The sequence below is a fragment of the Herbidospora galbida genome (assembly GCF_005233835.1).
Taxonomy (GTDB): Bacteria; Actinomycetota; Actinomycetes; order Streptosporangiales; family Streptosporangiaceae; genus Herbidospora; species Herbidospora galbida.
The window spans coordinates 1-21,283 of record NZ_SZQA01000006.1 but is presented as its reverse complement, the minus strand read 5'-3'; the positions used below and the strand labels follow the sequence as shown (position 1 = coordinate 21,283).

Annotated in this window: 17 protein-coding genes; 7 read left to right on the top strand and 10 right to left on the bottom strand. The window is 69.4% G+C overall.

Features of this window, described 5'->3' with window-relative positions:
- Positions 1-150: 150 nt before the first annotated feature.
- The 4 genes from purL to purS form a co-directional block, all read right to left on the bottom strand.
- Positions 151-2,406, bottom strand: a complete 2,256-nt coding sequence (purL, locus tag FDA94_RS08660; protein WP_137246523.1) for a phosphoribosylformylglycinamidine synthase subunit PurL — start codon at positions 2,404-2,406, stop codon at positions 151-153.
- An 11-nt stretch (positions 2,407-2,417) separates the two neighbouring features.
- Positions 2,418-3,092: a phosphoribosylformylglycinamidine synthase subunit PurQ gene (gene purQ / locus FDA94_RS08655; RefSeq protein ID WP_137246522.1), complete on the bottom strand. Its 675-nt coding sequence runs from the start codon at positions 3,090-3,092 to the stop codon at positions 2,418-2,420.
- 177 nt (positions 3,093-3,269) lie between these two features.
- Positions 3,270-3,719 (bottom strand): ATP-binding protein, encoded by a 450-nt coding sequence (locus tag FDA94_RS08650; protein ID WP_137246521.1) that lies wholly within the window; start codon positions 3,717-3,719, stop codon positions 3,270-3,272.
- 172 nt (positions 3,720-3,891) lie between these two features.
- The gene (gene purS, locus FDA94_RS08645; protein WP_137246520.1) at positions 3,892-4,137 is read right to left on the bottom strand and encodes a phosphoribosylformylglycinamidine synthase subunit PurS; all 246 of its coding nucleotides are present in this window, start codon (positions 4,135-4,137) and stop codon (positions 3,892-3,894) included.
- Positions 4,138-4,385: 248 nt separating this feature from the next.
- On the opposite strand from purS, the gene pdhA reads away from it, so the two are divergent.
- The 5 genes from pdhA (at position 4,386) to FDA94_RS08620 (ending at position 8,940) form a co-directional block, all read left to right on the top strand.
- Entirely contained in the window at positions 4,386-5,468 is a 1,083-nt protein-coding gene (pdhA, locus tag FDA94_RS08640) for a pyruvate dehydrogenase (acetyl-transferring) E1 component subunit alpha (RefSeq protein WP_137246519.1), read from the top strand.
- Positions 5,465-6,439: an alpha-ketoacid dehydrogenase subunit beta gene (locus FDA94_RS08635; protein WP_137246518.1), complete on the top strand. Its 975-nt coding sequence runs from the start codon at positions 5,465-5,467 to the stop codon at positions 6,437-6,439. The genes pdhA and FDA94_RS08635 overlap by 4 nt, the downstream gene beginning before the upstream one ends.
- Positions 6,440-6,450: 11 nt before the next feature.
- Positions 6,451-7,695, top strand: coding sequence for a dihydrolipoamide acetyltransferase family protein (locus FDA94_RS08630; protein WP_137246517.1), 1,245 nt, complete (start codon positions 6,451-6,453; stop codon positions 7,693-7,695).
- Positions 7,696-7,892: 197 nt separating this feature from the next.
- Complete coding sequence (locus FDA94_RS08625; protein WP_137246516.1) at positions 7,893-8,633, top strand: hypothetical protein; 741 nt, start codon at positions 7,893-7,895, stop codon at positions 8,631-8,633.
- Positions 8,634-8,643: 10 nt separating this feature from the next.
- Positions 8,644-8,940 carry a Dabb family protein gene (locus FDA94_RS08620; protein WP_137246515.1) on the top strand — a complete coding sequence of 99 codons (297 nt, stop codon included), beginning with the start codon at positions 8,644-8,646 and terminating at the stop codon, positions 8,938-8,940.
- Here FDA94_RS08620 and FDA94_RS08615 read toward each other — a convergent pair.
- Positions 8,937-10,754, bottom strand: coding sequence for an acyl-CoA dehydrogenase (locus tag FDA94_RS08615; protein ID WP_137246514.1), 1,818 nt, complete (start codon positions 10,752-10,754; stop codon positions 8,937-8,939). The genes FDA94_RS08620 and FDA94_RS08615 overlap by 4 nt on opposite strands.
- Before the next feature lie 144 nt (positions 10,755-10,898).
- Positions 10,899-11,345 carry a hypothetical protein gene (locus tag FDA94_RS08610; RefSeq protein ID WP_137246513.1) on the bottom strand — a complete coding sequence of 149 codons (447 nt, stop codon included), beginning with the start codon at positions 11,343-11,345 and terminating at the stop codon, positions 10,899-10,901.
- Between the two features lie 77 nt (positions 11,346-11,422).
- Here FDA94_RS08610 and FDA94_RS08605 point away from each other — a divergent pair, with 77 nt between their 5' ends.
- On the top strand, positions 11,423-11,875 hold the full coding sequence (locus FDA94_RS08605) for a GNAT family N-acetyltransferase (RefSeq protein ID WP_137246512.1): 453 nt from the start codon (positions 11,423-11,425) through the stop codon (positions 11,873-11,875).
- On the opposite strand, the gene FDA94_RS08600 is transcribed toward FDA94_RS08605, so the two are convergent.
- Together FDA94_RS08600 and FDA94_RS08595 are read right to left on the bottom strand one after the other, a co-directional pair.
- Positions 11,859-13,871, bottom strand: coding sequence for a molybdopterin-containing oxidoreductase family protein (locus FDA94_RS08600; protein WP_137246511.1), 2,013 nt, complete (start codon positions 13,869-13,871; stop codon positions 11,859-11,861). The two genes, FDA94_RS08605 and FDA94_RS08600, sit on opposite strands and share 17 nt — an antisense overlap.
- A gap of 4 nt (positions 13,872-13,875) precedes the next feature.
- The gene (locus tag FDA94_RS08595; protein ID WP_137246510.1) at positions 13,876-15,108 is read right to left on the bottom strand and encodes a M28 family peptidase; all 1,233 of its coding nucleotides are present in this window, start codon (positions 15,106-15,108) and stop codon (positions 13,876-13,878) included.
- Positions 15,109-15,363: 255 nt separating this feature from the next.
- Here FDA94_RS08595 and FDA94_RS08590 point away from each other — a divergent pair, with 255 nt between their 5' ends.
- Entirely contained in the window at positions 15,364-17,769 is a 2,406-nt protein-coding gene (locus FDA94_RS08590) for a lysylphosphatidylglycerol synthase transmembrane domain-containing protein (RefSeq protein ID WP_246059662.1), read from the top strand.
- On the opposite strand, the gene mgrA is transcribed toward FDA94_RS08590, so the two are convergent.
- On the bottom strand, positions 17,766-18,791 hold the full coding sequence (mgrA, locus tag FDA94_RS08585; RefSeq protein WP_137246509.1) for an L-glyceraldehyde 3-phosphate reductase: 1,026 nt from the start codon (positions 18,789-18,791) through the stop codon (positions 17,766-17,768). The two genes, FDA94_RS08590 and mgrA, sit on opposite strands and share 4 nt — an antisense overlap.
- On the bottom strand, positions 18,788-20,857 hold the full coding sequence (locus tag FDA94_RS08580; RefSeq protein ID WP_170990843.1) for a S9 family peptidase: 2,070 nt from the start codon (positions 20,855-20,857) through the stop codon (positions 18,788-18,790). The genes mgrA and FDA94_RS08580 overlap by 4 nt, the downstream gene beginning before the upstream one ends.
- Positions 20,858-21,283: the final 426 nt, after the last annotated feature.

Here is a 21,283-nt window from a genome sequence, read left to right as displayed (position 1 = left end):
ATGCTCGTACACATGACAGAGCCCCTCCGGATCGGCGCCGGAGGGGCTCTTTTCTTACTGGACGACCTGCTCAAGCTGAGGCCAGAGCGGACAGAGCCGCGCGCTGGATTTCGGCGCCGGAGGGGCTCTTTTCTCTGTACGACCTGGGGATTACCCGAACACGCCCGGAAGCGTGGCCTCGTGGGACATCCGCAGTTCGGTGACCGTGGCCTCCAGGACGCCCTCGACGACCAGGCTGTCGCCGCCGGTCTCGCCCAGGCCGTAGCAGGGCACGTCGAGGCGGGCGCACAGGTCGGTCAGCGTCTCGAAGTGCTCCGGCTTGAGGCAGACCAGCGCCCGCGCCGTCGACTCGGAGAACAGATCGACGAACGCGTCGCCGCCCGGCAGGGAGACGGTCGCGCCGACCCCCTGGGCCAGGCAGGCCTCCGCGAGCGCGATGCCGAGACCGCCGTCGGACAGGTCGTGGGATCCCTCGAGCAGACCCTGCTTGGCCGCCTCGGTCAGCACGGTCGCCAGGTCGCGTTCGGCCTCCAGGTTCACCCGGGGCGGCAGCCCGCCCAGGTGGTCGTGGGCGACGTGGGCCCACTCCGACCCGCCGAACTCGTCGTAGGTCGCGCCCAGCAGCACCACGCGCAGCCCGGCAGCCGGGAAGCCCGACCGGACGCGCTTCGCGACGTCGTCGATCACGCCCAGCACGCCCACCACGGGGGTCGGATTGATCGCGGCCGTGCCGGTCTGGTTGTAGAAGGACACGTTCCCGCCGGTCACCGGCACGCCCAGGGTCTTGCACGCGTCGGCCAGGCCGCGCACGGCCTCGGCGAACTGCCACATGACCTCGGGGTCTTCGGGCGAGCCGAAGTTGAGGCAGTTGGTCACCGCGAGCGGGGTCGCCCCGGTCACGGCCACGTTCCGGTAGGCCTCCGAGAGCGCCAGCTGCGCGCCCGCGTAGGGGTCGAGCTTGGCGTAGCGCCCGTTGCCGTCGGTCGCCAGGGCGATGCCCCGGGTGGTCTCCTCGGCGCCCGGCATGACCTCGCTGACCCGCAGCAGGCCCGCGTCGGCCGGCTGGGCGAGCACGGTGTTGCCGCGCACGTAGCGGTCGTACTGAGAGGTCACCCACTCGCGCGACGAGAGGTTCGCCGACGCGAGCAGCTGGAGCAGGGTCGTCCGCAGGTCGGACGGGCGCTCCAGCGAGTCGGGGGTGTCGAGGTTGAGGTCGTGCTGACCCAGCGGCTCGTGGAAGGGCCGCTCGTAGACCGGGCCGTCGTCGGCGGCGGTGCCCGGCGGGATGTCGACGATCACTTCGCCGTCCCACGTCATGACCAGGCGGCCGGTGTCGGTCACCTCGCCGATGACGGTCGCCGGGACGTCCCACTTCTCGCAGATCGCCAGGAACGCGTCGATGTCGCCGGGCGTGACCACGGCCATCATGCGTTCCTGCGACTCGCTCATCAGGATCTCCTCGGGCCGCAGCGTGGGGTCGCGCAGCGGGACGAGGTTGAGGTCGACGGTCATGCCGCCGGTGCCCTTGGCCGCGAGCTCGGTGGTCGCGCAGGACACCCCGGCCGCGCCGAGGTCCTGGATGCCGACGACCACGTCGGCCTGGTAGAGCTCCAGGCAGCACTCGATCAGCAGCTTCTCCATGAACGGGTCGCCGACCTGGACGGCCGGCCGCTTGGCCTGCGACTCGTCTTCGAAGGTCGCCGAGGCCAGCACCGAGGCGCCGCCGATGCCGTCGGCGCCGGTCCGGGCGCCGAACAGGATGACCTTGTTGCCCGGCCCGGGGGCGGTGGCCAGCTTGATCTGGTCTTTCCTGAGCAGGCCCACGCACAGCGCGTTCACCAGCGGGTTGCCGATGTAGCAGGGGTCGAAGACGACCTCGCCGCCGATGTTCGGCAGGCCCAGGCAGTTGCCGTAGTGGGAGATGCCCTCGACCACGCCGGGCAGCACCCGGCGGGTGTCGCCCTGGTCGAGCCCGCCGAACCGCAGCGAGTCCATCACCGCGACGGGCCGCGCGCCCATCGACATGATGTCGCGGACGATCCCGCCGACACCGGTGGCCGCGCCCTGGTGGGGCTCGACGTAGGAGGGGTGGTTGTGCGACTCGATCTTGAAGGTGGCCGCCCAGCCGTCGCCGATGTCGACGACGCCCGCGTTCTCACCCATGCCGACCAGCAGCGCCTCGGACTTGGGGGCCTTGGTGCCGAACTGCCGCAGGTGCACCTTCGACGACTTGTACGAGCAGTGCTCGCTCCACATGACCGAGTAGATGGCCAGCTCGGAGCCGGTCGGGCGGCGGCCGAGGATGGCCACCACGCGGTCGTATTCGTCCTGCTTCATGCCGAGCTCGGCGAACGGCATGCGCTCGTCGGGGGTCTGCCCGGCCCGCTTGACCGTGTCGACAGACATCGCAGAAGCGCTCACGCGTTCACCAGCTTCCGGACGATGGAGGAGAAGAAGCCGCGCCCGTCGACGCCGGGGGCGCCGGTCAGTTCCTCGACGGCGTGCTCGGGGTGGGGCATCAGGCCGACGACGTTGCCGGCCTCGTTGGTGATGCCGGCGATGTCGTTGAGCGAGCCGTTGGGGTTGGAGCCGGCGTACCGGAACACGACCCGGCCGGACGCCTCGAGCTCGGCCAGCGTCTCGGCGTCGGCGACGTAGCGGCCCTCGCCGTGCTTGACCGGGAGGGTGATCTCCTGGCCTTCGGCGAAGTCGGTCGTCCAGGCGGTCGAGGCGTTGTCGACCCTGATCCGCTGGTCGCGGCAGACGTAGTGGAGGCCCGCGTTGCGGACCAGGGCGCCCGGCAGCAAGTGGGCCTCGCAGAGGATCTGGAAGCCGTTGCAGGTGCCCAGCATCGGCAGCCCCGCCTGGGCGGCGGGGACGAGTTCGGTCATCAGGGGCGCGAATCGGGAGATGGCCCCGCACCGGAGGTAGTCGCCGTAGGAGAACCCGCCGGGGAGGAAGACCGCGTCCACCCCCTTGAGGTCGTGATCGGCGTGCCACAGGGGCACGGCCTCGGCACCGGCCAGCCGCAGCGCCCGCGCCGCGTCCTGGTCGTCGAGTGTTCCGGGAAAGGTGACGACGCCCACCCGCATGGTCCGAAATCCTCCAAGCGAGATGCGGTCGGCCGAAGGCCGAGCGTGGCTCGCGCTAGTGAATCTGCCTGAAGTAAACGCACGCGAAGCCTCCGGCTCTCATGTCCGGCGGTCTCTGGCGGTACGCCTCAGGTTATCGGACCACGTCGAGTGGGTCGTCGAGTGGGTGAAAAGGGGTCAGACGGCAGCAAGCTCGCGGTCTTTGGCCATCGCCAGCGCGATGGCGTCGTGGTCCCAGTCGAGTTCCTTGCAGAGGCGCACGGTGGTGCCGCTGCCAGGAGTGATGTCGAAGGAGATCTCGTCGACCACGGCCTGCATGATCAGGATGCCGCGTCCGTTCTCGACCTCGCCTGAGGGGTAGCGCTGCGGGATCGCGGTGAGCCCGCGACCGCCGTCTACCACACGGAGCTCGCAGCGGCCGTCGTCTATGGCCGCTTCGACCTGGTAGCGGGCCGAGGGCCCGCCGTGCCGCACAGCGTTGGCGCACGCCTCTGAGGTGGCGAGGAGGATGTCGGACACACAGTCCTCCGTCACGCCGAGCGAACGAAGGGCGTCTCCGATCACGCGACGGACCATCGGGATGCCGACCGCATCCCTTGGCAAAGCGAGCGAGAACTCGATGTCCACGGGGTTCCCTCCCCGGTCGTCGTAGGTACCTAAGCAGAGCTTCCCTGTGTGATGAGGGCTAACCGCAAAATCACGCTCTTGTTATTTAGGTTGACCTGGAAGCCGGTTTACGGATGGCAGATGAGGCCCTTGTGACGCTTTGCGTGGTTCGGGCCGACGGGAATGTGCTGTTTTACCCCTCGACGCGGACGACGAAGTCCTCGATCACCGTGTTGGCCAGCAGGGTTTCGGCCATCTTCCTGACCTCGGCGATCGCCGCGTCGTCGGCCGGTCCGTCGACCTCGACCTCGAAACGCTTGCCCTGCCGGACGTCCGAGACGCCCGAGAACCCCAGCCGGGGGAGCGCGCGGGCGATGGCCTGACCCTGGGGGTCGAGGATCTCCGGCTTGAGCATGACATCGACGATCACGCGCGCCACTTGGGGTGCCTCCTGTTTGGGGATGGAGAGTGAGCGCGACAAGCTTATCCACAGGCTGTGGATGGTGTGGCGGCAGGTCGGAGGGGAACCGGAAAGGTGTGGAGCAGGGTGTGGAGGCAGACAGTGATGTCTGCCACTATGTCCGCATGCGCGGACGTTCCACCACCAATCGGGACGAAAGCGTCTAGACCTGGCCAATGCGTGATGGAGACCCCATTCATGTACGGCCCCGAACGCAGGAGTGGCACATGACTGCCCCTACGGCACCCCCGGAACTCGTCCAGCTCCTCACACCCGAAGGTGAGCGGGTCGAGCATCCCGACTATGACATCGACCTGACGGCCGAAGAGGTCCGGTCGCTCTACCGCGACCTCGTCCTGGTGCGCCGGGTCGACCTGGAAGCGGTCGCCCTCCAGCGGCAGGGCGAACTCGGGCTGTGGGCCTCGCTGCTCGGCCAGGAGGCGGCCCAGGTCGGATCGGGCCGCGCGCTCACCGACGCCGACATGGCCTTCCCGACCTACCGCGAACACGGCGTCGCCTGGTGCCGCGGGGTCGACCCGCTCCACCTGCTCGGCCTGTTCCGCGGCGTCAACCACGGCGGTTGGGACCCGATCGAGCACAACTTCCACCTCTACACGATCGTCATCGGCTCGCAGACCCTCCACTCGGTCGGCTACGCGATGGGCATCCAGCGCGACGGCGCCGAGGCCGCCACGATCGTCTACTTCGGCGACGGCGCCACCTCCCAGGGTGACGTGAACGAGGCCTTCATCTGGGCATCCGTCTTCAACGCGCCGGTCGTGTTCTTCTGCCAGAACAACCAGTGGGCCATCTCCGAGCCCCTGGAGAAGCAGTCGAAGATCCCCCTCTACAAGCGGGCCAGCGGTTTCGGCTTCCCCGGCATCCGGGTCGACGGCAACGACGTCTTCGCCTGCCTGGCGGTCACCCGGGCGGCGCTGCGCAACGCCCGCGAGGGCAACGGCCCGACCCTGGTCGAGGCGTTCACCTACCGCATGGGCGCCCACACCACCTCCGACGACCCCACCCGCTACCGGGTCGCCGACGAGCTGGAGGCCTGGAAGCTCAAAGACCCGATCGAGCGCGTGAAGGCCTACCTGTTCAGGAATCAGCTGGCCGACCAGGAGTTCTTCGACAAGGTCGAGGCCGAGGCCGACCAGCTCGGCAAGGACCTCCGGGCCCGCTGCCTGGCCCTCCCCGACCCGGAGCCCGCCGCGCTGTTCGAGCACGTCTACGCCGAGCCCCACGCCCTCCTCGCCGAGGAGCGGGAGCAGTTCACGACCTATTTGGCCGGCTTCGAGGGGGCCCAGTGACCACTCTGACCTTGGCGAAGGCCCTCAACGAGGGGCTTCGCGCGGCGATGGACGCCGACTCGAAGGTGCTCGTCATGGGCGAGGACGTCGGCAAGCTCGGCGGCGTGTTCCGCGTCACCGACGGCCTGCAGAAGGATTTCGGCGAAGACCGGGTCATCGACACCCCGCTCGCCGAGTCGGGCATCATCGGCACCGCGATCGGCCTGGCGCTCCGGGGTTACCGGCCGGTCTGCGAGATCCAGTTCGACGGGTTCGTCTTCCCGGCCGCCGACCAGATCATCACCCAGCTCGCCAAGATGCCGCTGCGCTCCCTGGGCAAGCTCAAACTGCCGGTGGTCGTACGCATCCCCTGCGGCGGCGGCATCGGCGCGGTCGAGCACCACAGCGAGTCCCCCGAGAGCTACTTCACCCACACGGCCGGCCTGCGCGTGGTGGCCTGCTCCAACCCGGTCGACGCCTACACCATGATCCAAGACGCGGTGCGCTGCGACGACCCCGTGGTGTTCTTCGAGCCCAAGCGCCGCTACTGGGACAAGGCCGACGTCGAGTTCGGCGCCCCCGGCCTGCCGCTCGACCGGGCCCGCGTGGCCCGCGAGGGCGACGACGTCACCCTCGTCGCCTACGGCCCCATGGTGAAGACCTGCCTGGAGGCCGCCGCGGCGGCCGAAGAAGACGGGCGTTCGGTCGGCGTCATCGACCTGCGCTCCCTCAACCCGCTCGACATGCCCGTCGTCCGCGAGGCCGTCGACCGCACCGGGCGGTGCGTGGTCGTCCACGAGGCTCCGGTCTTCAGCGGCCTCGGCGGCGAGATCGCGGCGCGGGTGACCGAGCAGTGCTTCTACCGGCTCGAGGCGCCGGTCCTGCGGGTGGGCGGGTTCTCCACGCCCTATCCGCCGTCGCGGCTGGAAGACCACTACCTGCCCGACCTCGACCGCATCCTCGAAGCCGTCGACCGCGTCTTCGGCTACTAGGAGACCTTCGGATGAAACGTGACTTCAAGCTGCCCGACGTGGGCGAGGGCCTGACCGAGGCCGAGATCGTCCGGTGGCACGTCGCCGTCGGCGACACCGTGAAGGTCAACCAGATCATCGTCGAGATCGAGACCGCCAAGGCGGTCGTCGAGCTCCCCTCTCCCTTCGAGGGCGAGGTGGCCGCCATCCTGGCCGCCGAGGGCGAGACGGTCGACGTCGGGCGGGTCATCATCACCGTCGACGACGCGACCGAAGAGGCCCTGACCGAGAGCCTGGTCCCCGAGGAACCCCAGAAGCGCGAGCCGGTCCTGGTCGGCTACGGCGTCAAGCAGGGCCCCAGCAAGCGCAGGGCGCGCAAGAGCCCGGCGGCCCCGGAGGCGGTGCCCGTCTCCAACGGCTCGCCGCAGCGCGTCGCCGTGCTCGCCAAGCCGCCCGTCCGGAAGCTGGCCAGGGATCTGGGCGTCGACCTCGCCGACGTCGCGCCCAGCGGGCCCAACGGGTCGATCACCCGCGACGACGTGCTGGCCGCGCAGGTCGCGCCCGTCGTCCCGCTGGTCGTGGAGGAGCAGGAGGTCATCCCGGTACGCGGGGTCCGCAAGGCCACCGCCGCCGCGATGGTGGCCAGCGCCTTCACCGCCCCTCACGTGACCGAGTTCCTCCAGATCGACGTCACCGAGACGATGAACGCCGTGCGCCGGCTGCGGGAGCAGCCCGACTTCGCCGGGGTCAAGGTGTCGCCGCTGCTGCTGGTGGCCAAGGCGCTGGTGACCGCGATGAAGCGGCACCCCCACGCCAACTCCACCTGGACCGACGAGGCGATCCTCATCAAGAAGTCGGTCAACCTGGGCATCGCGGCGGCCACCGAGCGCGGCCTGATCGTCCCGAACATCAAAGACGCACAGGCGCTCTCGCTCCCCGAGCTCGCCAGGGCGCTCACTGACCTGACCGACCGGGCCAGGGCCGGGAAGTGCACCCCGGCCGAGATGTCCGGCGGCACCGTCACGATCACCAACATCGGCGTCTTCGGCATCGACGCGGGCACCCCGATCCTCAACCCCGGCGAGTCGGCGATCCTGGCGTTCGGCCGGATCAGAGACATGCCGTGGGTGGTCGACGGGCAGCTCGCGGTGCGCAAGGTCACCACGCTCGCGCTGTCGTTCGACCACCGGGTGATCGACGGCGAACTGGGCTCCTACGTGCTCCGCGACGTCGGCGCGATGCTGGAGGACCCGCTCCGGATGTTGACCTGGGCGTAAGCACAAGAGTCCTGCAAGTCGGCACCAGTGATCCTCAAGTGACTGCTTCTACCGTCGGAGGCGGGTTCCCGTCGGGGGTGTGCCGCACATCCCCGGTGCCCCGGGAGCCCTCTGATCGTCGCGCGGCGAGGCGGCGCCGGGCCCCCTCGGAAAGGGCCTCGCCGCGCGGCACGGTTCGCCGAGAGGAGCGGAAGTCAGTGATCACGGGATCCACAGCGGGATCCACGGCGGGCGCCGACTGCCTGGTCCGGGTCGACGCGGTTCACCTGCCGATCGCGGAAGCCGTCACGATGGTCCGCCAGTTCTCCCATCGTGACCGCGCGGTCCACGACGAGATCGTCGACTACTGCCTGATCAGGGCCGAGATGCTCGCCGACGTCGAGCCGCTCACCGAAGACGACCTCCGCGCCGCCGCCGACGAGTTCCGCGACGGCGTGCCCCTGCGCGACCGGGCCGAGACCCTGGCGTGGGTGGCCGAGATGGGCATGTCCGGTGGCCAGTTCGAGGGCTTCATCACGCTGATCGCGCGTCGCCGCCGGTTCCGCCGCCGCAAGGAGGAGGAGCTGGCCCCCGCCTACCTGGCCCACCACCAGGACGACTTCGATTTGGTCCGGGCCATGTGGGTGACCAGCACCCAGCCGGTCAACGGAGAGATCCTGCGCGGCCTGGGCGGGCTGCTCGGTTGCCCGGAGGCCGCCGTCGTGGTCGGCACCCGCCGGGCCCGCGCGCTGCCCGCCCCGCTGCGGCACGCGCCGCGCGACACGCTGATCGGCCCGGTGGCCTTCGAGAACGGTTATCTGACCGGCCTGGTGCTGGAGCGCCGTCCGGCCGCGAACGACGCCGACACCCTGGCCCTGGCCGGGCGGCTGGCGTTCACCGAGTGGCTGGCGGCCCGCCGGGAGCGGGCCTCCATCGAGTGGCACTGGACGACGTCCTAGGCTGACGGCCATGTTCCGTCACATTGTGCTGCTGCGCTGGGTCGAAGAGGCCACCGAAGATCAGAGGGCCGCCGTCGTCGCCGGGCTGGAGACGCTCCCGGGCGCCATTCCGGAGATCAAGAAGTACGTGATCGGCACCGACGCCAAGGTCAACGAGGGCAACTTCGACCTTGGCGTGGTCGCCGACTTCGAGTCGGTGGACGACTACCTCGTCTACCGTGACCACCCGGTCCATCTGAAGGTGGTCGCCGACTTCATCAAGCCGATCGCGGCGGGCCGGGCGGCGGTGCAGTTCCCGCTGGGTTAAAAAGCGCTCTCCGGCAGGTCCATCAGCTCCTGCGTGGTCGCCGTGAGCATGCGCCGCTCCGACTCGATGCGGGGCAGCACGTTGCCGGCGAAGAAGGTCGCCGCGGCGACCTTGCCGGCGTAGAAGTCGTCGTCCTTGCCCGCCAGGGCCGTGAGGGCGATCTCGGCCTGCCGGAGCAGCAGCCACCCGATGAGCAGGTCGCCGAGGGCCATCAGGAACCGGGTGGTGTTGAGGCCGACCTTGTAGACCTCCTTCGGCGACTCCAGCGACGAGATCGCCCAGCCGGCCATGGTGTCGGCCATCGCCCTGACCTCGCCGACGGCGTCGCCGAGCAGGCCGCGCTCGACCTTGAGGCGGCCGTTGCCGGCGTCGGAGTCGGCGAACGTCTTGATCTGGCCGAGGATCTCGCCCAGCGCGGCGCCCTGGTTGCGCAGGATCTTGCGGAAGAACAGGTCCATGCCCTGGATCGCCGTGGTGCCCTCGTAGAGAGAGTCGATCTTGGCGTCGCGGATGTACTGCTCGATCGGGTAGTCCTGCAGGAAGCCCGACCCGCCCAGGGTCTGCAGCGACCGGGCCAGCATCTCGTAGGAGCGCTCGGAGCCGACGCCCTTGACCACCGGGAGCAGCAGGTCGTTGATCGCCTCGGCCATCTCGTCGCGGCGGCCCTCGGCCGTGGCGACCTGGATGGAGTCCTGGAAGGTGGCCGTGTAGAGCACCAGCGCCCGCATGCCCTCGGCGTACGCCTTCTGGAGCATCAGCTCGCGGCGGACGTCGGGGTGGGCGGTGATCGGGACGCGGGGGGCCGTCTTGTCGGCCATCTTGGTCAGGTCGGCGCCCTGGAGGCGGTTCTTGGCGTAGTCGAGGGCGTTGAGGTAGCCGGTGGAGAGCGTGGCGATGGCCTTGGTGCCGACCATCATGCGGGCGTTCTCGATCACCGTGAACATCTGCTTGATGCCCTCGTGGCTGTCGCCGACCAGGTAGCCGATCGCGGGGTGCTTGTCGCCGAAGGTGAGCTCGCAGGTCGTGGAGACCTTGAGGCCCATCTTCTTCTCGACGTTGGTGACGTAGACGCCGTTGCGCTCCTTGAGCTCGCCCGTCTCCAGGTCGACCAGGAACTTGGGCACCAGGAACAGCGACAGGCCCTTGGTGCCGGGACCGTGGCCCTCGGGGCGGGCCAGCACCAGGTGGAAGATGTTCTCCGCCATGTCGTGCTCGGCGCTGGTGATGAAGCGCTTGACGCCCTCGATGTGCCAGGTGCCGTCGGGCTGCTCGATCGCCTTGCTGCGGCCGGCGCCGACATCGGAGCCCGCGTCGGGTTCGGTGAGGACCATGGTGGAACCCCAGCGGCGGTCGACCGCGAGCTGGGCGAACCTCTTCTGGTCGTCGTTGCCCAGTTCGTGGAGGACGTGGGCGAACTGCGGCCCGCAGGCGAACATCCACACGGCCGGGTTGGCGCCCAGCACCATCTCGGCGACGGCCCAGCTCAGCGAGCGCGGACCAGGGGTGCCCCCCAGCTCGGGCTGGAGCTCCAGACGCCACCACTCGGCGTCGACCCAGGCGTTGTACGACTCCACGAAGCTCTTGGGCATCGTCACGGTGCCCGTGGCGGGGTCGAAGACCGGCGGGTTGCGGTCGGCGTCGGTGAACGAGGCGGCGATCGGCCCCTCGGCAAGCCGGACGACCTCGTCGAGGATCGCGTGGGCGGTCTCCTCGTCGATCTCCGCGAACGGCCCGGTGCCGAAGAGTTCACCCCGGTTGAAGACCTCGAAGAGGTTGAACTCCAGATCGCGGATGTTGCTCTTGTAGTGGCCCATCACCGCTCCTCCGATATGAGTGCTACTGATGAGTAACTCTACCGGAATGCTACCCGCCAGTAACCCCCCAAAGCGGTTATTTCGCACTCTGAGACAACCGTGCGCCGGGCCGCGGACGCGACCCGGCGCACAATCCGCCACCAGCTAGTTCTTCGCGGCCCGCCCCCGCATGACGGTGGCCACGATCGCGGTCAGCAGGTAGATCCACGCGCCGCCCCAGACCGCGTCCCACGCCGCGCCGAAGACCCCGTCGCCGTCGAGCACGAGCTCGATCGGGTACATCAGGATCGCGGCGCCGGCCGCCGGGTAGAGCGCGAACCGCCACGGGTGGCGCAGCGACCAGTTACGGGCCTGCCGGGTGACCCGGTCGCCGGTGTCGGGCTTGGAGATCGCGCCGATGGCCGCGACCAGAGTGAACAGGGTGACCCCCACGCCCAGCGCCCAGGCCAGGTCGGCCGTTCCGGTGATGAGTCCGAGGAGCAGGCTGGCCGTCGCGACCGCACCGCCGGTGACGGCCGCGGCCTTCCAGGGCGCGCCACGCAGGGCCGCGCCGGCGAGCGACATCTCGTCGCGTCGAGTCAGTTCGTTCATGTATCCAGAGTGCCTAATCGGGCGCTTTGCCCACATCGGGGAAGCCCCTGACCGCCCCCTGAGGCATCCTGGACCTCATGTCTCCGATGTTCCGCCCGGCCACCCGCGACGACGTGCCCCGCATCGTCGAGTTGCTGGCCGACGACGCGATCTCCCGCTCCCGGGGCCACGTCGCGCCCGTCGGCCCGGGGCACTGGGCCGCCTACGACGCCATCGAGGCCGACCCGCGCAACGAGATCGTGGTCGCCGAGGTCGACGGCGAGGTGGTGGGGACGATGCAGCTCACGTACATCCCCGGGCTGTCGCGCGATGGCGCCGAGCGGGCCCAGGTCGAGGCGGTCCGGGTCGCCTCCGCCCATCGGGGCCAGGGGCTCGGCCGGGCCTTCATGACCTGGGCGGTGGCCAGGGCGCGCGACCGGGGGTGCCGGATCGTGCAGCTGACCACCGACAAGCGGCGGCCCGACGCCCACCGGTTCTACGCCTCGCTCGGGTTCACCCCGAGCCACGAGGGGTTCAAGCTACTGGGCTGATCTCCACCAGGTTGTCGTGGTAGACGGGCCCGTTGCCGAGGTCGGCATCGCGCTCCTCGACCACGGCGTTGGCGTTGGCGCCCCCGCTGAGCTTGGGCCAGTGGCCCTTCGGCGAGGCGGCCACCCCGGGACGGACCTTGTCGGAGACCTCCACGTACGCCTCGAAGGCGCCGAACCTGTTGGAGATCCTGGCCCGCGACCCCGAGACCAGGCCCCGGGGTTCGGCGTCCTGCGGGTGGACCACCACGGTCGGGCCCTTCGAGCGTCTGAGCAGCTCAGGGTTGTTGGCGAAGATCGTGTTCAGGAACGTGTGGGAGGCCGGGGTGATCAGGGTCAGCCGCCCGTCCTTGGGGGTGCGGGCGCTCAGGGACGGCACGTAGGTGGCGACCCGGGGCAGGCCCGCCTGCTCGGCCAGGTCCGAGACGAACTCCAGCCGGCCGCTCGGGGTGGGGAAGCCGCCGGTGAACGCGACGAAGGGCTCGGCCACGTCGAGCCGGGCCCAGCCGCGCTTGCGCAGTTCGTCGAGCTGGATCGTGGGGGTGCCCTCCAGCAGTTCGGCCGCGATCTCCAGGTCGGTGGCGTAGAGGGCCGGTTCGGTCAGGCCCATCCGGTGGGCCAGGCGGCGGAAGGTCTCCGTGGTCGACAGGGCCTCGCCCGCCGGGGGGACGGCGGGCTCGTTCCACATCAGGTACATGTGGCCGTAGCCCTCGTGCAGGTCGAGGTGCTCGATCTGCATGGTCGCCGGGAGCACGATGTCCGCGTAGTCGACGGTGTCGGTGGGGAACTGCTCCATGACCACGGTGAACAGGTCCTCGCGCAGGAGCCGCTCCCTGATCCGGTTCTGGTCGGAGGTGGAGCCCATCGGGTTGGCGCCGTACACCCACAGGCACTTGACCGACTCGTCGAGGCCGTCGGCGAGGCGGGTCATCGTGAGGCTCCGCACCGGATGGGGGAGCAGTTCGGGGCAGTGGTCGACCCTGAGCGGGACGTGGGCCGAGGTCGAGAAGGCCAGCCCGCCGCCCGGGTGGCGCCAGTCGCCGGTCACGCCGGGGATGCAGGCGATCAGCCGCATCGCCGAACCGCCGCCCTCGTGGCGCTGCAGGCCCATCGTGGCGCGGATGCCGGTCGGGCGGGTGTGGGCGAGACGACGGCCGAGGGCGCGGATGTCGTCTTCGGCCAGGCCGGTGATCTCGGCCACCCGCGACGGCGGGTACTGCAGGATCTCGGCGCGGAACTCGTCCCAGCCGAACGTGTGGTTCTCCAGGTAGTCGCGGTCTTCTGCGCCTTCTTCGAGGACGACGTACAGGAGACCGAGCGCCAGCGCCCCGTCGGTGCCCGGGGCGATGGCGAGGTGTTCGTCGGCCTGCTCGGCGGTCCTCGTGCGGATCGGGTCGATCGCGACGACGTGGGCGCCGTTCGCGCGGGCGTCCTGGATGAACTTCCACAGGTGGTGGCCCGAGGTCAGGGTGTTGGTGCCCCAGAGCAGGATCAGCTTGGAGAGCGCGAAGGTCTCCGGGTCCATGCCCGCCGGGGTGCCCATGGTCAGCCGCAGGCCCTCGTTCCCGGCCCGCGAGCAGATGTTCATGTTGTGGAAGGAGGCCCCGAGGGCGTTCCAGAACCGCCGCCCGGCCATCCCCGACTCGCCCTGGACGAACCCGAGGGTGCCGGTGCCCTGGTAGGGCCAGATGGCCTCGCCGCCGTGGGTGTCGACGATCTCCCGCAGCTTCGTGGCGAGGATGTCGAGCGCCTCGTCCCAGCCGATGCGCTCGAACTGCCCGGACCCCTTCGGCCCCACCCGCTTCATCGGATGCAGGATCCGCTCAGGCGAGGCCGCGTGCTCCAGGTAGCGGTTCACCTTCACGCAGAGCGCGCCCCGCGTGTAGGGCTGCTCCTTGTTGCCCCGCAACGAGGTGGCTTTTCCGTCCTGTACGGTCACCACCCACGAGCACGTATCCGGACAATCAAGGGGACATGCCCCCAGAACCCGCAATTCCATTTCGTCATCGTACGGGGCGCCCGGTGAAGGCGAGCTGCTCCACGATGTAGGCGACCGCGTCGGCGCTCACGTCCAGGACCTGCCGGTTCACGTTCTCGATCGTGTCGCAGGCCTTGTGGTAGCAGGGGTCGAACGACTGGTCGGCCCGGCCGCCGTACATCACGGCCTGGTCGGCGGTCTTGATGTCGTCGGCGCCCGTGAAGATCCCCCCGGCCGGGATCCCGGCCTTCACGAAGGGCCCGTAGTCCGACCGGCCGTCGAACGCGACCTCCTCCGAGGGCAGCCCGCGCAGCCGGTAGAACTCGTGGCCGGCCTCCTCGATCGCGTTGTCGCTGTCGTAGACGCCGTTGCCGTGGTTCTCGGTGGCGACCATGTCGAGGTTGACGTACCCGGCGATCTTCGCCTTCTCCTCCGGCGAGAGGTTCTTCACATAGTGCGAAGAACCGACCAGCCCGACCTCCTCGGCCCCCCAGAAGGCGAACCTGACCGCCCGCTCGGGCCGCATCCGGGCCATCTGCTCGGCGATCTCCAGCACCACCCCGACGCCCGAGCCGTTGTCGTTGATCCCGGGCCCGGCCTCGACCGAGTCGAGATGGGCCCCCAGGATCAGCACGTCGTCGGGGTCTCCCTGGGCGGTCTGCGCGATCACGTTCCGGCTGACCTTCGTGGCCGAGGTGGTGTTGGTCTCCACCGTCACCGGGCTCTCGATCTCCGCGTCGGGCGCCACGCCCACGACCGGCAGCGGCAGACCCGGCTCACCCAGCGATCCGCGCAGTTCACCGGGCTTGTCGTTGATCACGATGAGGGCGCCGGCCCCGGCCCGGACGGCCTGCTGAGCCTTCACCCTGAACGAGCAGCCGCCCCGGTCGGCCACCGCGATCGAGCCCCGCCGGAACCCGGTCCAGTCGGTGGACGAGCAGCCGAAGCCGATCTCCTGGGCAGGCCCCGAGGCCCGGCCCGAGGGGGAGAAGGCGAAGGTCGCCGCCGTGACCGGGCCGGCGGCCGTGGTCAGCACCGCCGGGCTCACCTCGCGGTAGTGCGGCAGCGTGAAGGTCTGGGAGGTCACCTGGTAGCCCGCGGCGGCCAGGGCGCGCTCGACGTACTGCGCGGAGGCCTCGTAACCGGCGGTGCCGACCGCCCGGTTGCCGTGCTGGTTGCCTATTTCGGCCAGGACTTGGACGTGGGCGAAGACGTTGGGCTCGGTGACCGCTTCGTCCAACCCCGGATCGGCCGACATACCCGTAGTTGTCAGCACCAGAGCCGCAGATACCACAATGCGCACAGTTTCCCCCTTGATGAACGGGCCGGGGGAAGGCGGCACCAGACTGGCAGCCACACGAGGTTTCAGGCCAGGTTCGAGGGTTACGGCGCGTCGGCGCGAAACGGGCCGCGATCCATAGACTCGACCAGGAGGGGGACTCGGGGGTCAGGCCGCGGTGCCGTGACTTTCGATTGTGGACACTGGCAACAAAGATCGCAGACAATCACGGTGGTGAGGGGCATCAAGGAAAAGGACGACTCGGCGACGTCCCCGGACTCCGGGGTCGTCCTCGTCGTGGAGCCCCTGCTGCCGCAGCGCATCCGGCGTCCGTCCGACCTGCTCCGGCTGCTGATGACGCTGCTGGCGGTGACGGCGGTCGTATTGCTGGCCCTCGTCGCCCGGAGCACCCTGAACGGCCTGGAGACCGACGTCCAGGCGGGGACCGGCCGGGCGCCCGAGTGGCTGTCGTCGATCGCCGGGCTGCTCGGCGGCGTCGCGGTGCTGGCCGTGCCCGTGGCGTTCGCGGTCGAGCGGGTGTTCCACCGCGACGGCATGCGGGTCGCCCAAGGGCTGATCGCGGCGATCCTGGCCCTGCTGCTGTCGTACACCCTGGGCGAGTGGCTGGTCAGCGCCGGCCCGGTCGAATTGCGCCAGCTCCTCACCGGCAACCGCGACGTCGAGCCCCTCAACACGGTGCTCACCCCGGCCATCGCCTATGCCACGGCGGTCCGGATGTCCCGCCGGCCACGCTGGCGGGCGCTGCTCTGGTTCGCGCTCACCCTCGACTTCTTCGCGCTCTTCACCGCCACCAAGATCACCGCGCTGGGCGCGATCGTGACCTACCTGGTGGGCCTCGCCGTCGGCTTCGCCACGCTCTACGGCGTCGGCAGCGCCAACACCCGGCCGCCGGGCAGCGCCGTCGTGGCCGCGCTGCGGCGTCTCGGCTTCTCGATCGTCAGCGCCCGCCGGATCGAAGACGACAGCTCGGGCAGCCGCCGCTACATCATCGGCCTGGCCGACACCACCCGGCTGTCGGTGACCGTGCTCGACCGCGACCGCCAGGTCGCCGGGGTCGTCTACCGCCTCTGGCGCCGCCTGCGGCTCAACAGCGAGACCCGCCGCCGGGCCATCCGCTCGCTGCGGGCCGAACTCGAACGCGAGGCCCTGATGGCCTACGCCGCCGAGGCCGCCGGGGCCAGCACCCCCCGCCTGCTGGGCACCAGCGAGGTCGGCACCGAGGCGGCGCTGCTGGCGTACGAGCACGTCGAGAGCCGCCCCATCGAAGACCTGTCCGACGACGAGCTCGGCGACGAACTGCTGGCCCAGACCTGGGAGCAGATCCGCCTGCTGCACGCCCGGCGGCTGGCCCACCGCCACCTGACCGGCGAGTCGATCCACCTGTCGCCCGACGGCCGGATCGTGCTCGTCGACGCCCGGTCGGGCGAGATCGCCGCCGGCGACCTGCTGATGCGCCTCGACGTCGCGCAGCTGCTGGCCTACCTCGGCCTGCGCGTCGGCCCCGAACGCGCGGTGAAGACCGGCGCGGCCGTGCTCGGCGCCGACACCATCGCCTCGGCGCTGCCGCTGCTCCAGCGCATCGCGCTGGCCCGCGAGACCCGGTCGGCGGCCCGGAAGGACAAGGCGCTGCTGCCCGCGCTCCGCGAGCAGATCGTCGCGCTGAAGCCGCAGGCCACCGTCGAGGAGGTCCGGCTCGAACGGTTCCGGCCGCGCACCCTGGTGACGATCATCGCCAGTGCCCTGGCCGCCTACTTCCTGCTCTCCCAGCTCAGCCAGGTCAACCTGGTGACGGTGATCACCAGCGCCCACTGGGGCTGGGGCGGCATCGCCCTGGTCGCCGCGGCGGTCAGCTACATCGCCGCCTCCTCGATGCTGCGCGGGTTCGTGCCCGAGCAACTGCCCTACGGCCGCACGATCCTGGTCCAGCTCGCCTCGTCGTTCGTCAAGCTGGTCGCCCCCGCAGCCGTCGGCGGCGTCGCGATCAACACGCGCTACCTGCAGAAACAGGGAATCCCGCCAGGCCAGGCGGTGGCCAGTGTGGGCGCCTCCCAGCTCGTCGGGCTGGTCTCGCACATCATGCTGCTGCTGCTGGCCGGCTACCTCACCGGCACCCAGGCCGCGCCGTCGCTCACCCCGTCACGGGGGCTGCTGATCACTCTGCTCGCGATCGCCGTCGTGATGGTGGGCATCCTGGCCGTGCCGCCGCTGCGGCGGATGCTCTCGACCCGGGTGCGGTCGCTGTTCAGCGGGGTCGTGCCCCGGCTGCTCGACGTGCTTCAATCGCCGGCCAAGATCATCGAGGCCGTGACCGGGACGATGATGGTCACGGTCTCTTTTGTCATCTGCCTGGCGGCCTGCGTGAAGGCGTTCGGCGGTGAGCTCGGCATCACCGCCGTCGCCGTCGTCTTCCTCGCCGGGAACGCCATCGGCTCGGCCGCGCCGACGCCGGGCGGCCTCGGCGCGGTCGAACTGTCGCTCACGGCCGGGCTGACCGTGGCCGGGCTGAACCCGACCATGGCCACCTCGGCCGTGCTGCTGTTCCGCCTGATGACCTTCTGGCTGCCGGTGCTCCCCGGCTGGGCCTCGTTCACCTGGCTGCAGCGCAACGACCAGCTCTAGTGGTCGCTGCTGGTCTTCCACAGGTTGATGCCGGCCTCGACCGCGTCCTTGTCGATCGCGTCGAGCTCGTCGGCCGAGAACCCCAGGTTCTTGACCGAGTCGAGGCTGTCGTCGAGCTGCCTGACGCTGCTCGCCCCGATCAGCACCGAGGTCACCCTCGCGTCGCGCTGCGCCCACGCGAGGGCCAGCTGCGCCAGCGTCTGACCCCTGCTCTTGGCCAGCTCGTTGAGGGTGCGGATGTGCCGCAGGGTCTCCTCGGTGAGCAGGTCGGGGCTGAGCGACTTGCCCTGCGAGGCCCGCGACCCTTCGGGCACGCCGTTGAGGTAGCGGTCGGTCAGCATGCCCTGCGCCAGCGGGGAGAACGCGATGCACCCGACGCCCAGGTCGCCCAGGGTGTCGAGCAGCCCGCCCTCGATCCACCGGTTGAGCATCGAGTAGGACGGCTGGTGGATCAGCAGCGGCGTGCCGAGGCTCTTCAGGATCTCGTACGCCTCCACGGTCCGCTCCGGCGAGTACGAGGAGATGCCCGCGTACAGCGCGCGACCCGACCTGACCGCCGTGTCGAGCGCCCCCATCGTCTCCTCGAGCGGGGTCTCCGGGTCGAAGCGGTGGCTGTAGAAGATGTCGACGTAGTCGACGCCCATCCGCTTCAGCGACTGGTCGAGGCTGGCCAGCACGTACTTGCGCGACCCCCACTCGCCATAGGGCCCCGGCCACATGTCGTAGCCGGCCTTGGTCGACAGGATCAGCTCGTCACGGTATGGCCGGAAGTCCTGGGCGAAGATCGTCCCGAAGTTCTTCTCCGCCGAGCCGTAGGGCGGCCCGTAGTTGTTGGCCAGGTCGAAGTGGGTCACCCCGCGATCGAACGCGCGGCGCAGGATCGCCCGCTGCGACTCGATCGGCTTGTCGTCACCGAAGTTGTGCCAGAGCCCCAGCGAGACCGCCGGCAGCTTCAGCCCACTCCGCCCGGTCCGGTTGTACGGCATCGGCCCATAGCGGTCGGCGGCGGCGACATACGTCATTCGGTCACTCCCAGTCGGTCGAGAATCCAGGACAGCGTGAACGCCTCCTCGTGCCACGCGTCGTAGCGCCCGCTGCGACCCCCGTGCCCGGCGCCCATCTCGGTCTTCAGCAGGAACGGCCCGCCCTTGGCGGTGTCGCGCAGCCGCGCGATCCACTTGGCCGGCTCGTGGTAGAAGACCCGGGTGTCGTTGAACGAGGTGATCGCGAGTATCGGGGGATACGTCACGTCACGCACATTCTCGTAGGGCGAGTACGACTTCATGTACTCGTACACCTCCGGGTTGTGCAACGGATCGCCCCACTCGTCCCATTCGATCACCGTCAGCGGCAGCGACGGGTCGAGGATGGTGTTCAGCGCGTCGACGAACGGCACCTCGGCGACGACGCCGGCGAACTCGTCGGGGGCGAGGTTCGCCACCGCGCCCATCAGCAGGCCGCCGGCGCTGCCGCCCCGGGCCACGACGGCGCTCGACCAGGTCTCCCGCAGGTGCTTCGCCACGGCGACGAAGTCGGTGAAGGTGTTCTTCTTCTGGAAGAACTTGCCGTCCTCGTACCACCGGCGGCCCATCTCCCCGCCGCCCCTGACGTGGGCGACCGCGAAGACCAGGCCCCGGTCGAGCAGCGAGAGCCGGGCCACCGAGAAGTAGGGGTCGATGGAGGTCTCGTAGCTGCCGTAGCCGTAGAGGAGGGTGGGGGCCTTCTTTGGGGTGCCCTTCTTGACCACGATCGAGATGGGGATCCTGGTGCCGTCGTCGGCGGTGGCCCACTCGCGGAACTGCTCGTAGTCGCCGGCGTCGTAGCCGCCCAGCACCGGCCGCCGCCGCAGCAGGATCAGTTCGCGGGACCGGAGGTCGTAGTCGTACACCGAAGGCGGCGTGACCATCGAGGTGTAGCCGAGCCTGAGCCGGTTGGTGACGTATTCGGCGTTCCCGCTGGGAGCCACGTCGTAGAGCGGCTCGGGCCACTCGATCTCGTAGGCGTCCTGACCCTCCGGCAGGATCCGGATGCCGGTGAGGCCGTCGCGCCGGAAGTGGACGACCAGGTGCGACTCGAAGGCGTCGACGTCGAGCAGGCGCGTGGTGTCGAGGTGGGGGATGAGCGGGGTCCACGCCGCGGGGTCGGCGACGGGGGCGCTGGCGAGCTCGAAGTTCTCGGCGTTCTCGTTGTGCAGGATCAGGAACCGCTCGCCCTGGTGGTCGAGGTGGTATTCGAGCCCGGTCTCCCGCGCCCTGACCACCTGGAACTCGCCGGCCGGGTTGAGCGCGTCGAGGAACCAGACCTCACTGGTGATCTTGCTGTGCGCGTTGAGGAGCAGGTAGCGCTCGCTGCGCGACAGCCCGATGCCGACCCAGAACCGCTCGTCCTGCTCGTGGTAGACCTCGACGTCGTCGGCCTGCCCGAGCGTGTGGCGGTGGACCTTGTCGGGCCGCCAGGCGTCGTCGACCGTTGTGTAGAAGAAGGTGCTGCCGTCCTTCGACCAGGCGCCGCCGTAGAAGATGCCCGTGATCTCGTCGGCCAGCAGCTCACCCGTGCCGAGGTCCTTGAACCGCAGGGTGAACCGCTCGTCCCCCGCGAAGTCGGTCGAGTACGCCAGCATCGTGCCGTCGGGGCTGACCCTGCTCACCCCGAGGGCGAAGTGGGGACTGTCGCCGGCCAGCTCGTTCCCGTCGAGGATGACCTGCTCGTTCTCGAGCTTCGCGCCGGGCTCGACCGTCGGGGGATCCTCTCCTTCCGCCGGTACGCGGCACTGGATGCCGTACTGCTTTCCTTCCTCGGTACGGGAGTAGTACCACCAGGCCCCGAGCCGCGCCGGGACCGAGAGGTCGGTCTCCTGCGTCCGGCCCTTGATCTCCTGGAAGATGCTGTCGGCCAAGGGCTTGAGGCGCCCGGTGACCTGCTGGGTGAAGACGTTCTCCGCCTCCAGGTAAGCGACGACGTCGGGGTCGTCCTTCTTCGCGAGCCAGGCGTACTCGTCGATCACGGTGTCGCCGTGATGCGTACGCTCAACAGGGGCTTTTTTCGCCGTAGGTGGCTGCTCACTACTCACCCGGTCGAGTCTAGGCATCCGGGTCCGTGGATCTCCGGGGCTCATTGATCTTCGGGAATGAACGGAGTGGTGTCGTCGTTGAATCTGGTCCGAAGGCCCTTGAGGGGCTGCTAATCTTGAGGAGTCGGGGACGCCCCCGGCAGACCCCCTCCAACATCCACCCGGGGAACCGGGCGATTTGACATCGCCGGGGATGCGGGTAAGTTAGAGGGGTTGCTCTTCAGCAGGAACCGGGAAAAACGTCGAATTTGACACTAACCGGAAACGCTGAAAAGATAAAGGCACAACAGCAAGAAAAAAGAAAAACAAAGCAAGTCCGTTTCTTGAGAACTCAACAGTGTGCTAAAAGCCAGTGCATGATGCACAACCCCGTCTATTAGACGGATTCCTTTGGTTGACATTATGTCAGCCGGGAAAATTCTCTGAAGACATCTTTTGGAGAGT

What these genes read in the sequence shown, in the direction of transcription:
- mgrA (WP_137246509.1), bottom strand. Translation starts at nt 18,791, where the DNA reads ATGACGTATGTCGCCGCCGCCGACCGCTATGGGCCGATGCCGTACAAC.
- pdhA (WP_137246519.1), top strand. Translation starts at nt 4,386, where the DNA reads ATGACTGCCCCTACGGCACCCCCGGAACTCGTCCAGCTCCTCACACCC.
- purQ (WP_137246522.1), bottom strand. Translation starts at nt 3,092, where the DNA reads ATGCGGGTGGGCGTCGTCACCTTTCCCGGAACACTCGACGACCAGGAC.
- FDA94_RS08600 (WP_137246511.1), bottom strand. Translation starts at nt 13,871, where the DNA reads ATGGAATTGCGGGTTCTGGGGGCATGTCCCCTTGATTGTCCGGATACG.
- FDA94_RS08630 (WP_137246517.1), top strand. Translation starts at nt 6,451, where the DNA reads ATGAAACGTGACTTCAAGCTGCCCGACGTGGGCGAGGGCCTGACCGAG.
- FDA94_RS08615 (WP_137246514.1), bottom strand. Translation starts at nt 10,754, where the DNA reads ATGGGCCACTACAAGAGCAACATCCGCGATCTGGAGTTCAACCTCTTC.
- purL (WP_137246523.1), bottom strand. Translation starts at nt 2,406, where the DNA reads ATGTCTGTCGACACGGTCAAGCGGGCCGGGCAGACCCCCGACGAGCGC.
- FDA94_RS08595 (WP_137246510.1), bottom strand. Translation starts at nt 15,108, where the DNA reads ATGTCGGCCGATCCGGGGTTGGACGAAGCGGTCACCGAGCCCAACGTC.
- FDA94_RS08580 (WP_170990843.1), bottom strand. Translation starts at nt 20,857, where the DNA reads ATGCCTAGACTCGACCGGGTGAGTAGTGAGCAGCCACCTACGGCGAAA.
- FDA94_RS08620 (WP_137246515.1), top strand. Translation starts at nt 8,644, where the DNA reads ATGTTCCGTCACATTGTGCTGCTGCGCTGGGTCGAAGAGGCCACCGAA.
- FDA94_RS08605 (WP_137246512.1), top strand. Translation starts at nt 11,423, where the DNA reads ATGTCTCCGATGTTCCGCCCGGCCACCCGCGACGACGTGCCCCGCATC.
- FDA94_RS08610 (WP_137246513.1), bottom strand. Translation starts at nt 11,345, where the DNA reads ATGAACGAACTGACTCGACGCGACGAGATGTCGCTCGCCGGCGCGGCC.